The 12972-nt window shown below is 46.3% G+C and carries 14 protein-coding genes; 6 read left to right on the top strand and 8 right to left on the bottom strand.

Translation table 11 applies throughout. The features are described 5' to 3' along the window. Positions 1–17 precede the first annotated feature (17 nt). The 7 genes from ACOMHB_RS01300 to ACOMHB_RS01330 all read right to left on the bottom strand — a co-directional run bounded on the left by ACOMHB_RS01300 (position 18) and on the right by ACOMHB_RS01330 (position 6222). On the bottom strand, positions 18–680 hold the full coding sequence (locus ACOMHB_RS01300) for a hypothetical protein (RefSeq protein ID WP_448215181.1): 663 nt from the start codon (positions 678–680) through the stop codon (positions 18–20). 53 nt (positions 681–733) lie between these two features. Continuing rightward, positions 734–2200: an AAA family ATPase gene (locus ACOMHB_RS01305; protein WP_448215182.1), complete on the bottom strand. Its 1467-nt coding sequence runs from the start codon at positions 2198–2200 to the stop codon at positions 734–736. Between the two features lie 124 nt (positions 2201–2324). After that, entirely contained in the window at positions 2325–2492 is a 168-nt protein-coding gene (gene rpmG, locus ACOMHB_RS01310) for a 50S ribosomal protein L33 (RefSeq protein ID WP_034834535.1), read from the bottom strand. A 20-nt stretch (positions 2493–2512) separates the two neighbouring features. Then, positions 2513–2749, bottom strand: a complete 237-nt coding sequence (gene rpmB / locus ACOMHB_RS01315; RefSeq protein WP_422136193.1) for a 50S ribosomal protein L28 — start codon at positions 2747–2749, stop codon at positions 2513–2515. A 405-nt stretch (positions 2750–3154) separates the two neighbouring features. Further along, positions 3155–3850 (bottom strand): RadC family protein, encoded by a 696-nt coding sequence (gene radC, locus ACOMHB_RS01320; protein WP_422136194.1) that lies wholly within the window; start codon positions 3848–3850, stop codon positions 3155–3157. Positions 3851–4227: 377 nt separating this feature from the next. Continuing rightward, complete coding sequence (locus ACOMHB_RS01325) at positions 4228–5232, bottom strand: hypothetical protein (protein ID WP_448215183.1); 1005 nt, start codon at positions 5230–5232, stop codon at positions 4228–4230. A 423-nt stretch (positions 5233–5655) separates the two neighbouring features. Continuing rightward, the gene (locus tag ACOMHB_RS01330) at positions 5656–6222 is read right to left on the bottom strand and encodes an RING finger protein (RefSeq protein WP_448215184.1); all 567 of its coding nucleotides are present in this window, start codon (positions 6220–6222) and stop codon (positions 5656–5658) included. 174 nt (positions 6223–6396) lie between these two features. Between ACOMHB_RS01330 and ACOMHB_RS01335 the strand changes: the two genes are divergently transcribed. From ACOMHB_RS01335 to slmA, 5 genes are all read left to right on the top strand, one after another. Further along, complete coding sequence (locus ACOMHB_RS01335) at positions 6397–6609, top strand: hypothetical protein (protein WP_448215185.1); 213 nt, start codon at positions 6397–6399, stop codon at positions 6607–6609. 282 nt (positions 6610–6891) lie between these two features. After that, positions 6892–8136, top strand: a complete 1245-nt coding sequence (gene coaBC, locus ACOMHB_RS01340) for a bifunctional phosphopantothenoylcysteine decarboxylase/phosphopantothenate--cysteine ligase CoaBC (protein ID WP_448215186.1) — start codon at positions 6892–6894, stop codon at positions 8134–8136. Next, positions 8133–8588, top strand: coding sequence for a dUTP diphosphatase (dut, locus tag ACOMHB_RS01345; protein ID WP_317144117.1), 456 nt, complete (start codon positions 8133–8135; stop codon positions 8586–8588). Before coaBC ends, dut begins: the two co-directional genes overlap by 4 nt. A gap of 105 nt (positions 8589–8693) precedes the next feature. Further along, positions 8694–9599 (top strand): acetylglutamate kinase, encoded by a 906-nt coding sequence (gene argB, locus ACOMHB_RS01350; RefSeq protein WP_448215187.1) that lies wholly within the window; start codon positions 8694–8696, stop codon positions 9597–9599. A 120-nt stretch (positions 9600–9719) separates the two neighbouring features. Beyond that, on the top strand, positions 9720–10310 hold the full coding sequence (gene slmA / locus ACOMHB_RS01355) for a nucleoid occlusion factor SlmA (protein WP_422136201.1): 591 nt from the start codon (positions 9720–9722) through the stop codon (positions 10308–10310). 144 nt (positions 10311–10454) lie between these two features. Here slmA and pyrE read toward each other — a convergent pair whose 3' ends face one another. Next, complete coding sequence (gene pyrE / locus ACOMHB_RS01360) at positions 10455–11099, bottom strand: orotate phosphoribosyltransferase (RefSeq protein WP_448215188.1); 645 nt, start codon at positions 11097–11099, stop codon at positions 10455–10457. A 913-nt stretch (positions 11100–12012) separates the two neighbouring features. Between pyrE and ACOMHB_RS01365 the strand changes: the two genes are divergently transcribed. After that, complete coding sequence (locus ACOMHB_RS01365) at positions 12013–12789, top strand: exodeoxyribonuclease III (RefSeq protein ID WP_448215189.1); 777 nt, start codon at positions 12013–12015, stop codon at positions 12787–12789. Positions 12790–12972 lie beyond the last annotated feature (183 nt).

Genomic DNA, 12972 nt, shown 5'->3' on the forward strand with positions numbered 1-12972 from the left:
TCTGCCAGTGGGTTTTATCAGGCTTGCAGATGAGTTATCAGAGAACGCATCCATAAAGACAGATCACTGATGTCGTCCAGAATCAGAAACAGCAGGGCGACATCCACAGGATCTATTTCGCTTTCCGTCAGACAGGTTTGTTCACGAATTTCGTGACAGGCCTTTCTGAGCTCATCGACATCACAGGCCAGACTTTTCCTGTAGCAACCTTGAGATTTGTTGTGCTGCTTTCTGAATCCGCTCTTGCTGAGTTCATTTGATTTGATGGCGGCCTGCTTTAATTGATTCGCCGTCTTACCAAAGTGCCCGGTCAGGTTATTCAGCGGAATAATCATTTCGGCTGGCAATCGAAGGGGGCGGTAGCTTAGTCGTTCTGAAAGTCGAAAGATCTGATGGGCGAGCTGGCTCTGTGCCTGCAGTGTATCTGCGATTACTTCCCTGGGTTGAGCCGTCAGCGATGGTTTTTGCAACCGGGACAGCACCTCTTGCTCCATGGCTTTAAGCTGATGTGGGAGTTCTTTGATCCAGGGCTTGCTGGAAGGGATCGGCGTGTTTTCATACACAAAACCTTGAAGTTCTCGGTTGAGGTGCAAAAGTGCATTCAACACGGCATTACGATGTCGTAACAAGGGTTTGAACGGTGAGCCTGAGAAGAGGCTGGCAAAGGTTTCAAGATCCATAAGGCCGTTATCGGCCAAGAGTCTGACGAACTTAAGTGTCCCCGTTGCGGGCGCTATTCCCGGTTTGGCTCGATTACCGAAGTACATTGAGTTGATATGGCGGTTAGCACCGCCGTCGGGGCAGTGCTCTCTGACATCAGGACAGGTAACGAACCAGCAAAGACATCAAGCTTTCCCTGGCTTGAAAGAGTGCCAACAGGACCTATAGCAAGCAGTTTGGGGAGTTTCGATAAATTTTCCAGAAGAGTCAGACGACTGTGCCCTGTCTCACTATCACGATGACTTATCGTGATAAAAGGCGTCATTTCCGGTCCCAGGCTATCCAATAGTGCTGGATTGTGTGTGGTCACCAGGATATCGATATGACGTTGTTCCCCAATAGACCTCAAAACGCTCAAAAGGACATTGGATCTTGAAGGATGAAGACCATTATCAATTTCTTCTACTACCAGAAGGCTGTGCTCGGGGCGGGTGAGTAAGGCAACCAGTATGGCCAAAAACCTCAATGTACCATCTGACATACCTCTGGCATCAACGGAAACCTTCTTGTCGCCCCAGAACTCATCACAATATAACATGGCATCGGATTTGAAACGGCCAACAGTTTCAGAGTATATCCGACCAATGTCCTTTTCTGGCAATAAACTGACATGCTTCGTCAATGTCTCTTCAATGTACTGTTTTTGTTGCACATCAAGAGCCGCAATGATTCCGGCCATGTTGGCTGCATCGCTATCCAGATCTTTTGACAAGGGGGCATAATTCCTCATGTGAGATGGGATAGGGTCAAGAATAAAAATACTTGTTAGTGCCCCGATAACGGCTTCAACCCCATCGGTAATATCTTTACTCAGATTTTGAGAGAATGCTTCCGGGTGTAGCTGACTCAAAATAGTGGATTGTCGTGTCGAGGGTCTGGGTTTACCTTGTTTTCTGTTGTAGAGACGGGCTGTAATAGCAGGTGCATCAAGTCCGCAATCATCAGTTCTGAATAAAAATATATCTGAGGAGATGGCTTGGGCTCGTGGTCTGTACTTCACTCGTCTCAAGCTTTCTGAGGCAATTTGTGGTAAGCCCTCAATATTGACTTCGAGCCTGTAAATATAATCAATGAGTTCATTGCTTCCAGAGGCTTTTACTTCCAAGGCAAACTGTTTTGTACCCGAACGACATACCCAGTCTACGCTGCCACGCAATCCCGGGAAATTACTGTCTCCCTGAAGAATAACATTCAAAGGCACACTTGATGCACTGAGGTTCAGAAATAGTAAGGCGTCCAGTACATTGGACTTACCACTGGCATTGGTGCCGATGAGAACTGTGAGAGGGTCTATGTAAAGGGTCGAGCTTTCGAAGCTTTTCCAGTCTTCTACTCGGATTTCTTTTATCATAAAGCTACCGTTTGCTTGATCTGCTGGGAGAAAGGCTTTCTTGTCTTTTTCTTTTGACACTACTCCAGATAGTAAGTATTGGAACGTTTGGAATGTATGGTGGATTGAGGGTTGACCAAACTGGTCCAAAATAGACAACTCGGTTACAGAGTAGTTGCAGGTTATATTAAATCGTAATGTATTTGAACGTAAGAAGAAGCTGTGGAGGAAAAATGGGCCCGACAGAGCATCGGGCCGGAAAGAGCTCAGGATCTTACTTGATCTTGTACTCTTTATATTCAACGTGCTTGCGTACAACAGGGTCGTACTTTTTGAACACCAGCTTGTCTGGAGTGTTACGCTTGTTTTTGGTCGTGGTGTAGTAGTGACCTGTGCCAGCTGATGAAACCAGCTTGATTTTTTCACGAATACCTTTAGCCATGACTTATTGCTCCCGCTATCTTAAACTTTTTGACCGTTAGCACGCATTTCGGACAGAACGGTGTCGATACCTTTCTTGTCGATGATGCGCATGCCTTTAGCGGATATACGCAGGCGAACGAAACGCTTCTCGCTCTCTACCCAGAAACGCTTGTGGTGCAGGTTTGGCACGAAACGACGCTTGGTCTTGTTGTGCGCGTGGGAAACGTTGTTTCCGGTAACCGGGCGCTTGCCGGTAACCTGACAAACTTTGGACATAGTAGTGGCCTCTCAAACCAAAAAAACCCAGCCATGAGGCCGGAGGATTCCGTTATTCTTTTTCGGGCAGGTCTGCCCAATGTTAAGAGTCAGAACTCTCAGCAGCTACCCATATACAAAGACCGCGCTTTATACCAAAGTCAAGGCTTTGGTGCAAGTTGGGCGCTATAGGCGTTTTCCGCCTGTTGGCTCGAAAGCCTTCTCCTTACTGGCTCCTGAAAAACTGAAAGAGTCAGTTCTTCAAGGGGCGCGGTCTGAATTATCCACAGATTTGAACAGAATCTGTAGTGGTAAAAATCGATATTTGCGGTGTCAGGGTATCTGATTATCACGTATCTGTGTTGCAGGAAGTCTATTGGATCTCTTCAGCATTATACCCATCATTATACCCATCGCTTGCCAGATTCACATAAGGCCTTGCTCGGCCAGAGAAGCCGACACACCTTTGCCAATAATAATGTGGTCCAGTAGCCTGATATCCACCAGGGCCAGTGCTTTCTTGAGGGCTTCGGTAATTCTTATATCAGCCTGGCTGGGCTGCGGATCACCTGATGGGTGATTGTGGCTGGCTATAACCGCCGCCGCGTTGAGTTCAAGGGCTCTTTTTACCACCTCTCTGGGGTAGACAGGCGCTGCATCGAGTGTGCCCTGAAAGAGGGTTTCCAAAGCCAGAACCCGGTGACGGGTGTCCAGAAACAGGCAGGCAAACTCTTCTCTCTGACAGCCCCTGAAATGGAGCTGAAGGTATTGACGGGTGGCATCCGGGCAGTTGATCGTGCTCTGCTCAGACATTTTTTCTGAGAGTACTCTCTGGCAGATTTCGAGAATGGCACTGAGTTCAGTCGCCTTCGCTTTCCCAAGTCCTTTTAAAGCTTGTAATTGCGCAGGTGTTGCACAAAGCAAACCATCTAACGACTGAAAGCGCTGAATCAGCTGGTTAGCAAGAGTCAGCACATGAGTGCCTTTGTAGCCGGTACGTAGCAGAATGGCCAGTAGCTCGGCATCACTCAATACGGCAGGCCCCCGGGAGATCAACTTTTCCCTGGGGCGTTCCTCTACCGGAAGTGCTTTAATGGCTGTGTCCTGAGGTTGATGAGTCATAAGGTCAGAAGTATCGACTGTTAAGTTGGTGTTATTTCAGACACAATAAAATCCGAAAAATTCCCTGATTTATCCCGTGATAGCCTCTATCGTTAGCTAAGTGAAGAAGGTAATCCAAATCTAAAAACCCTTTTGGCTGTGTTTAAGGCTCTGGGAGTTTCTATGAATATCGGAAAGCCTTTGCAGATGTAAGCTTATCTCGTTCCCACACTTGGACCCACAGGGCCTAAAAGTATGGGAACGAGCCATTTCCGTTACCGTATCTCTGAAACCAGAGGGCTTTGTGGTCATTGGCTCACTCGCCCGCAAGATCCCACTTGACGGGGACAGCCGCTGCCGGTCAGTTCTGCGGTTATGCATTCAGCGCCATAAAATAATTATTTTTCCAGCTTTAAAGTTCCGTCACCTAATAAAATTCTACCGTTGTAGTACGGAAGAGCATGGTTTGCCCAAGAATAATTTTTTATGAAACTTTCACCTATGACCATATTCATTGAGTTCACATAATGTGCATGTACTTGACTAATTGCGCTTGCAAGATGAGACCTTGCTGAAACAGCCAACACTCTACTATATGGGGAAAAAAGAAATGCAGATGCAATATTGTTCTTATCTGGAAATCCGCCGTGGCAAGAATAAAGATCAATAAAGCTGCTTTTTGAATGGGAATTGTAAAGGATATCTAGAGCTTTAATATGCTGATTATTTACAGAAATTAAATCCCTATTACCATGAACGTTAATTTCAGTTATGGTTGCGTTAGATGCATTCACAGCTTTCCAAAAATCATCCGTACTATAAACAACATTGGGTAAATAACTTCCCAAGGAATATAAAGCATGTGCATAGTAATCAAGTGTATCAAGGTAAGACTCAATTGATGATATTACATTGATATGGTTATTCCAATAATAGTTGCTTTTTCGATATTCATGGTTCCGCTTAAAGTAATTCTTAAGCAGCGCTACGTTATCTAGATTTGTTACCAGGCTAGGATCGATACGGCTCACCCAAAAATCTGGTTTTATCGAGAAAAAAAATGAATTAGCAAAAGTGCACTCACTACAACTGATTAAATGATCATCTTCATATGGGAAATTGCCAATTAAGACTACACCTTTCATTTTTTGCATTGAATGTTGTAAGACTAATTCTTTATGGAATTCGCTATATGAATAATATCTTTTATCTTTAAAAAGAAAATTAACATTCCAACCTTCTGATTCAAGGTCATTTTTGTAAACCTCTAGCTCTTTTTCAAGTGAAGATGCATAACTAGTATCAGTAATAACTAAAACCATATCATTTTGGGCTAATGCAGAGTTCATCGTAATAAAAGTGATGAACAAAAAAAACAAACTTTTCATAATCAAACTATCCATAGTAATTTCCATATAAATACTTAGAGCTTCTTATGTGGAATAAGTTTCTATGATTTGTTAGTCAAGAAAACAGTATTGAAAGAATGCATAACAAAAAATTCCAGCAGATGTCTTCGGTGCTGCTGAATCGAGTCTGGTCAGTCTTCCGTGCAAGTGAGCAGGGTTATTAAATTTCTGTCCCCAAAAAGATCTGGGCTCATCCTTCATCCTGCCCAATTTCATGTAAAAAAACGGGTTCCCATTTATATGTTTATCTAAGAATTCCAGTAACACTCTGCCAGTGTACGTCTCTATGCACATCGCTTTTAACTCAGTGCGAATGCAACATAATAACAGCATTGTCTGGGACTCGCTGACGCTCACCCGACACCACCTTTGACGGCTCGACTTAATCAGGCAGCATACTCTCAATAAAACCAGCTGTTATTGTGTTTCCGTCTTTGGCTCTATCTGAGTCTCTGTTGGCTCATTTAGAAAATCCGTGAGCTCTTCAAGACCTTTTTCAAATTTCGAATGATCGTCTTCGCTTAACTCAGATAAACGCTGAAAAAACAAAGTAGATAATTTTTGGTATAATACTCTGCTGATATCGTCTCTTGCTGGGTAATGTTCTTGTGATTTTACGAATGGAGCTGCAAAAACTAAAAATTTTGGACTTGCCGGACCCCTTTGTAGTGCAACAATCATTGATGCCTGAGACTCTGGTCTGGTAAGTGCCTGTGACAGAGGTTCTTGCTCAATACAAGTTTTATGATCTGCTGAACTTGCACCATGATGTACTCGTGCTCGCCGCCTACAAACCGGGCATAATAGATCCTGATGAGTTGATCGTAATGTATCTATACAATCCTTATGAAAATCATGTCCGCAGCAAAGGCTGGTACTTTGCTGACTACTGTTAATTTCATGCAGACAAATTGGACATACGTCAGCGTATCCTGTGCTGATTGTCAAACTTAAGTTGAAAACTAAAAAAATAAACAAGCGCATAAAGAGCTACACCATTTTGATTTGAATCAAGAGAACAAGCATTAAAAAATTTCTTAAGGAATGCATCTACTTCACAGTCTCTGAAATTATTAAGTGCTACTTTCAGATTTGTGCACTACTTATAGTGGCCAGTGTCATGTTCGTCCAGATCAAGTTTCATAAATGCTGAATCTTATGCTACTTCGGATAGGGCATACCTTTAATGTTCTGGAATTGATTCTGTTGTCGCCCAGAGCTTCAGCTCCCAAACGTTTTTTTCCACTGGCAGCAAAGCATAAGCGGGTCATGGTTCTCATGGGCCCACTTGAGAAACTGACTGGTGCTGTCTACCTGGTCGTCGTTAGGCGACAGAGGGAAGATGGTCAGCTTGATCGCATAGTTCGATAACCAGGGAGTCACTTCCGGTAAAAAAGCATGCCTACTTCAAACAGGCTTGAAAGTTACCGCTGGCGACTCAGCTTGGCCACAAGAACACAAAAATGATCAATGAAGTTTACGCAAAATGGACGCCTTCAAAGTCTAAAGATGAGTCCAGAAGAATCTGGCAGACAATGACTGATCAAGGTCATCTATCTAATGCCTGCCTTATAAATTAAAATAGCCCGAAAATAGACCCAAAGGTTTAAAGGAATTGAGAAATCCCCTTTATTTATCGAACATAGGCCTACTATGCAACGTTTAAGAAATAAACGGATCTTGCTCGGTGTAACAGGTGGCATTGCTGCCTATAAGAGTGCCGAGCTGATTCGCATGCTTCGCAAATGGGATGCGGATGTCCGGGTGGTCATGACCAAAGCTGCCTGTGAATTCATCACGCCTCTGACGCTTCAGGCCCTTTCCCTCAATCCGGTCCACCTGGATCTGCTGGATGCCAGAGCTGAAGCCGGAATGGGCCATATTGAACTGGCCCGCTGGGCTGACGTGGTGCTGGTGGCTCCGGCCACAGCCGACTTCATTGCCCGACTCACAAGCGGTCAGGCCGATGACCTGTTGACCACACTCTGTCTGGCGACCAGCGCTCCTATTTGTCTGGCCCCTGCCATGAATCAGGGCATGTGGCGTGACCAGAGCACACAGCAGAATATAGAACTGTTAAAAGAGCGCAGCGTTAGCATCTTCGGGCCTGACGATGGCAGTCAGGCCTGTGGTGATATTGGTCCGGGCCGAATGCTGGACCCTGAACTGATTGCCCGGCATACCGCTGAAATGTTTCAACATGATGTATTGAGTGGCCTGAATGTTCTGATTACCGCCGGACCTACCCGGGAAGCTCTGGACCCGGTGCGGTTTATTTCCAACTACAGCTCTGGAAAAATGGCATACTCTCTGGCGGTCGCGGCCGTGGAAGCCGGTGCATCGGTCAAACTGGTCAGTGGCCCGGTTGCCCTGGAAACACCCGACCGGGTTGAGCGCATTGATGTCATCAGTGCCAGAGATATGCAACAGGTTGTTCTGGATAACATCGAAGGGGTTGATATCTTTATTGGCTGTGCAGCGGTCTGTGATTATCGTCCAGTTGAAATCGAGAAAGACAAGATCAAGAAGAACCCTGACGATCCTTCTGAAACGCTGGAGATCAGGTTAGTCAAGAATCCGGATATCGTTGCATCGGTGGCCGATCTGGAAGAACCTCCTTTCGTTATCGGGTTTGCGGCAGAAACCCGAAATGTTCTGGGTTATGCAATAGACAAACTGCGTCGCAAGAAACTGAACCTGATTGTTGCCAACGACGTGTCAGATGATGAAATAGGTTTCAGTAGTGACAATAATGAAGTGACTATTCTGGGTGAAGATTTTGAAGAGCCCATACCAAGAGCTTCCAAGACCGTTCTGTCCAGAAAGATTCTGAAAATTGTCGCGCGTCGTTTTGGCAAATGGGAAAGAGAATACAAAAACACGTCAGGTGACCAATGAAAGCACTGAAAACCCGAATTCTTGATACACGACTGGGTTCTGAATTCCCTTTGCCAGCCTATGCAACGGATGGCTCTGCAGGGATTGATCTCAGAGCTATGCTGGAAAAGCCGTTAACACTGGAGCCGGGGCAGACCGAGCTGCTGCCTACCGGTATGGCCATTCATATTGAAGACGCTGCTCTGGCTGCCATGATCCTGCCTCGTTCCGGGCTGGGACATAAGCACGGTATTGTCCTGGGTAATCTGGTGGGCTTGATTGACTCTGATTATCAGGGGCAGCTGATGGTTTCCTGTTGGAACCGGAGTCGTTCGACTTTCACCATCGAGCCCGGTGAGCGCATTGCTCAGCTGGTGCTGGTGCCGGTGGTTCAGGCCAAACTGGATATTGTTGACAGCTTTGATGAAACTGATCGCGGTGTCGGTGGCTTTGGTCATTCTGGAACTCGATAAATCAGTATCGGCAATGCGAGCCAGTGCCTGAGCCGAAAGTGTCATAAAGAGTCGAACTTTTGCTCTGGTATTTTTTCGGCTGATTGTGTTTTGTGAGGAGTATTGATGGATAAAGCAACCCAACTGCCATTGCATGATCGGGCCCGGGTGCTCACAGAGGCTCTGCCTTATTTACAGCGTTTTGCAGGTAAAACCATAGTCATCAAGTACGGTGGCAATGCTATGGAGAGTGAAGAGCTTAAAAATGCCTTCGCCCAGGGTGTCGTCATGCTGAAAGCTGTGGGCATCAATCCTGTTGTTGTTCATGGGGGCGGCCCTCAGATCGGGTCCATGCTGAAACGCCTGAATCTGGAAACCCGCTTCGTGCAGGGAATGAGGGTGACAGACTCCAGTACCATGGATGTTGTCCAGATGGTGCTCGGTGGTTTGGTCAACAAGGAAATAGTCACGCTGATAAATAACAACGGTGGTCGTGCAGTGGGTGTCACCGGTAAGGATGGTCGCTTCATCCGGGCACGTCGTCTGCAAGTGACTCATAAGACACCGGAAATGTCTGCACCGGAAATCATAGATATTGGCCATGTGGGTGAAGTGGAGTCCATCGATACCGGTATTGTTGAGATGCTACAGAACTCGGACTTCATTCCTGTAGTTGCACCTATCGGTGGTGATGATTCGGGTCTGTCTTATAATATCAATGCCGATCTGGTAGCGGGTCATCTTGCAGAAGCTCTGAATGCGGAAAAGCTGTTACTGCTGACTAACACTCCGGGGCTACTCAGTAAAGACGGTGAATTGTTGACCGGACTGGATTCCGTGCAAGTTGAGAAGCTGATTGCTGATGGCACGATTTATGGCGGTATGCTACCAAAAATCCAGTGTGCCCTGAGTGCAGTCAGTAATGGGGTAAACCGGGCTCATATCATTGATGGAAGAGTTCCCCATGCCCTGCTACTGGAACTTCTGACCGATCAGGGTGTGGGTACCCTGATTACTGGCGGTCATGCGTGAACAGCCTCTGAGAAAAGAGACAGTGATCTTTACAGTCAGAGGTCAGCGGCATTTTCGGCTCAAGGCTGTTTGGAGGCTGAAAATTTTTTCACGGACTTAGTAAGAGTGTGTCGAGAAGTAATGGATAAAACCAGAAAGTTTTCCCGAAAGGATCAAATTCTGCAGGCACTGGCTCATATGCTGGAAAATGCCCCCGGGGAGAGGATTACTACCTCGTCTCTGGCCAGAGAAGTGGGGGTGTCTGAAGCAGCGCTTTACCGCCACTTTCCCAGCAAGGCCAAGATGTTTGAAGGACTGATAGAGTTCATAGAAGATACTCTGTTCTCAAGGGTTAATTTGATAATGGAAGAAGAGCAACAGGCTTTGCGACGCTGCGGCATGATGCTGCAACTTCTGCTGGGTTTCTGTGAGAAAAACCCTGGTTTGACTCGTATTCTCACAGGTGATGCTCTGGCTGGAGAGCCTGATCGCCTGAGACAGAGAGTCTTCAAACTGTTTGACCGGTTGGAAACCCAGATCAAGCAGGTCCTGAGAGGTGCTGAATTAAGTGAGGGGCTGAGACCTCAAGCTACTCCGGGTGCTATGGCTAATATGTTGCTCTCCATTGCTGAAGGACGTATTTGCCAGTACGTGCGCAGTGAGTTCAAACGGAAGCCAACTGAGCAGTGGCTCGCACAATGGGAAGTGCTTGCAACCGTCGTCTTCAGATAAGCACGATGTGTCAGTGGGCGACTCAGTGATCGCCCTTGCTGCTTTGACAGCCGTCTGCGTTTAGACTGGCGCAAGAGACTGTCAAAGCAGCGAAACAGGCCGGCATGATCGAAGAGAGCCGCTTATTTCTGATGCCAGAGATTGTTATGAGACTCCGTAACGTTCCCTGTATTCCCTGATGGCAGGGGCATACATCTTTATATCTTTATTCTCTTCGGCATACGACAAAAGGTCATTCAGTGTGACAATGCTGACCACAGGGATGGAAAAATCTCTCTCAACTTCCTGGATGGCTGACAGTTCGCCCTTGCCTTTTTCCTGACGGTCCAGAGCAACCATGACTCCCGCCGGACTGGCAGGGCTCTGATCAATAATTTCCATAACTTCACGAACAGCAGTACCCGCTGTGATCACGTCATCCACAATAATGACACGACCTTCAAGGGGGGCTCCGACGATATTGCCTCCCTCGCCGTGTTCTTTAACTTCCTTGCGGTTGAAACACAGGGGCGTATTGAGGTTGTGATGCTCAGATAATGCTACTGCAGTGGTAGTGGCCAGAGGGATGCCCTTGTAGGCCGGACCAAAAAGAATATCGTACTCAATACCAGAATTGACCAGGGCGTGAGCATAGAACTGCCCCATTTTACTGATGGCTTCGCCAGTGTTGAAAAGGCCGGCATTAAAGAAGTAGGGCGATTTTCTGCCAGATTTGAGGGTAAACTCACCGAAGCGAATCACCTGTTCTTGCAGGGCGAAGTCTAGAAATTCTCTCTGATAATCGAGCATGATCTATCAAGTGCTTATTCGAAAAAAGGTAGCTTTATTTTACCGCGAAAATTCTTCTCATGCAGGCTCTGAAGCGATTTACATGATTCCGGTCAAATAAAGTTTGGGTCACTGGCGCCGCTTGCAGCAGGACGAACCGTCAACCTGTAGGAGGCTTTTATAAAACCCCATAAAATGGATCGGAAATGCTGAACGCTATTCTTACGACAGTGAGTTTGTAATTCTGTGTTTAGCCTTAAGTAAGAAGGTCAGTAAACTGTATGGGAACCCTCAATTTTGAAAATACCTTTGCCAACTATCCATGGGTGCAGCTATTCTCGAAAGTAGTGTCTTTAAATGAAAAAAAGCCAAAGTGATGTTTTGATGCCTGACGACAGTGCACTGCTCTGATATTTTGAGAAGCTGTTGCAGCATTTATGCGGATAAACATATCGGCGACAACCCTGTATCATTCTTCAGTTAAAATTCCCTCTTTTCCTGTACTCTGTGTAGTTGAACTTTTACCTTGGAAATGCAGCACTTTTAACTATTAAGTCATTTCCAGGGTTTAATCAGGGCTGTATAAGGCTGGTCCCGGATCCGGGAAGCAATGCTCTGGTTATGGAGAGAGACCTGTGACTATTCAGGTTATGAGTCGATTCCCAAGTCATTGGAGGCCGTCGCAAAAGTGCTGTGCCTGGCTGATACTGCGTTAAAAGGTGATTCAAAATGCTCATTTACTCCTTGTAAACTTCGCTTTTTGCCACTTTTTTTCCCTGTCTCGGCTTTGTCGCTACTTTTGCAACACCCTCATTGGCGTGAGGCAGATGCAGGATTAAGCCTGTTTTAATGACTGTTGACTCAGGTCGACAGTTCAATCAGGTAGTTTGCTTTATGCCGGGCCAGGTCTGGTTCAGGTAAGGTGTAGTCAATAATGAGAGTTATCAGCTTTAATTGCGAAGGCATAAAAAACGCGCGTGAAAAAGGTCTGTTTGGCTGGTTGATGGACCAGGATGCCGATGTCATCTGTTTGCAGGACATTCGTGAGGATGAGTTTGCAATGGAAGAAGACCAGTATCAGCTCAAAGGACATTTCTGTTATGCATACGGTGGTTATGACAGGAAAGATTGTGGCGGTGTAGCCATTTATACACGTCAGGCGCCCAAAGCTATTATCAGCGGGCTTGGTTTTTCCGAGGCGGACGAAACAGGGCGTTATATTCAGGCTGACTTTGACAAGATCAGTATTGCCAGCATGCATGTGCCTGAAGGTCATGATGCTGCCAGCCAGAACTTCAAGTATCGCTTTCTGGACAATTACTCCCATCATCTGAACAAACAGCGTCGCAAGCGCCGTGAATTCATTATGGCGGGTACCTGGAACATTGCTCATCGCAAGATTGATGTGGCCAACTGGCGCGATTCTGAAGAAGTTTCCGGTTTTCAGCCTGCTGAACGTGGCTGGATGGAAGGTCTGCTGGGTGATATGGGCTTCTTTGATGCTTATCGTGAAGTGGATCGTGAGTCTGGCAAATACAGCTGGTGGCAGGATGAGTTTCTGCGTCATGATAATCTGGGCATGCGTATTGATTATCAGATCATCACGGCCGGGATGCGTCACAGTGTCTTGAATGGTGGTATCTACAAAAACCAGATTTTCTCCAGTCACGCGCCGGTCATCATCGATTTTGACTGGGAGCTGGAGAGCTGATCTGCACCTTCTTTGTAGCTGTTTGTGTCGATAATGTCAGACGGGTTGCCTGACAATGTTTGTCGGCCAGGCTTTATCAAAAAGTTCTGATTTGAAAAATCTGCATTCTGTTCAAGCTCGATAACGAAACGTCTTGTCAAAGGTTTAGACTGGCAGACGACAGACAACGACAGTAACAGCAGT

It is taken from the genome of Endozoicomonas sp. 2B-B, from assembly GCF_053470045.1.

Coding starts and splice junctions, on each gene's coding strand:
- ACOMHB_RS01365 (WP_448215189.1), top strand. CDS start 12,013: ATGAGAGTTATCAGCTTTAATTGCGAAGGCATAAAAAACGCGCGTGAA.
- rpmG (WP_034834535.1), bottom strand. CDS start 2,492: ATGGCTAAAGGTATTCGTGAAAAAATCAAGCTGGTTTCATCAGCTGGC.
- ACOMHB_RS01330 (WP_448215184.1), bottom strand. CDS start 6,222: ATGCGCTTGTTTATTTTTTTAGTTTTCAACTTAAGTTTGACAATCAGC.
- dut (WP_317144117.1), top strand. CDS start 8,133: ATGAAAGCACTGAAAACCCGAATTCTTGATACACGACTGGGTTCTGAA.
- argB (WP_448215187.1), top strand. CDS start 8,694: ATGGATAAAGCAACCCAACTGCCATTGCATGATCGGGCCCGGGTGCTC.
- coaBC (WP_448215186.1), top strand. CDS start 6,892: ATGCAACGTTTAAGAAATAAACGGATCTTGCTCGGTGTAACAGGTGGC.
- pyrE (WP_448215188.1), bottom strand. CDS start 11,099: ATGCTCGATTATCAGAGAGAATTTCTAGACTTCGCCCTGCAAGAACAG.
- slmA (WP_422136201.1), top strand. CDS start 9,720: ATGGATAAAACCAGAAAGTTTTCCCGAAAGGATCAAATTCTGCAGGCA.
- ACOMHB_RS01335 (WP_448215185.1), top strand. CDS start 6,397: ATGCTACTTCGGATAGGGCATACCTTTAATGTTCTGGAATTGATTCTG.
- ACOMHB_RS01300 (WP_448215181.1), bottom strand. CDS start 680: ATGGATCTTGAAACCTTTGCCAGCCTCTTCTCAGGCTCACCGTTCAAA.
- rpmB (WP_422136193.1), bottom strand. CDS start 2,749: ATGTCCAAAGTTTGTCAGGTTACCGGCAAGCGCCCGGTTACCGGAAAC.
- radC (WP_422136194.1), bottom strand. CDS start 3,850: ATGACTCATCAACCTCAGGACACAGCCATTAAAGCACTTCCGGTAGAG.
- ACOMHB_RS01325 (WP_448215183.1), bottom strand. CDS start 5,232: ATGGATAGTTTGATTATGAAAAGTTTGTTTTTTTTGTTCATCACTTTT.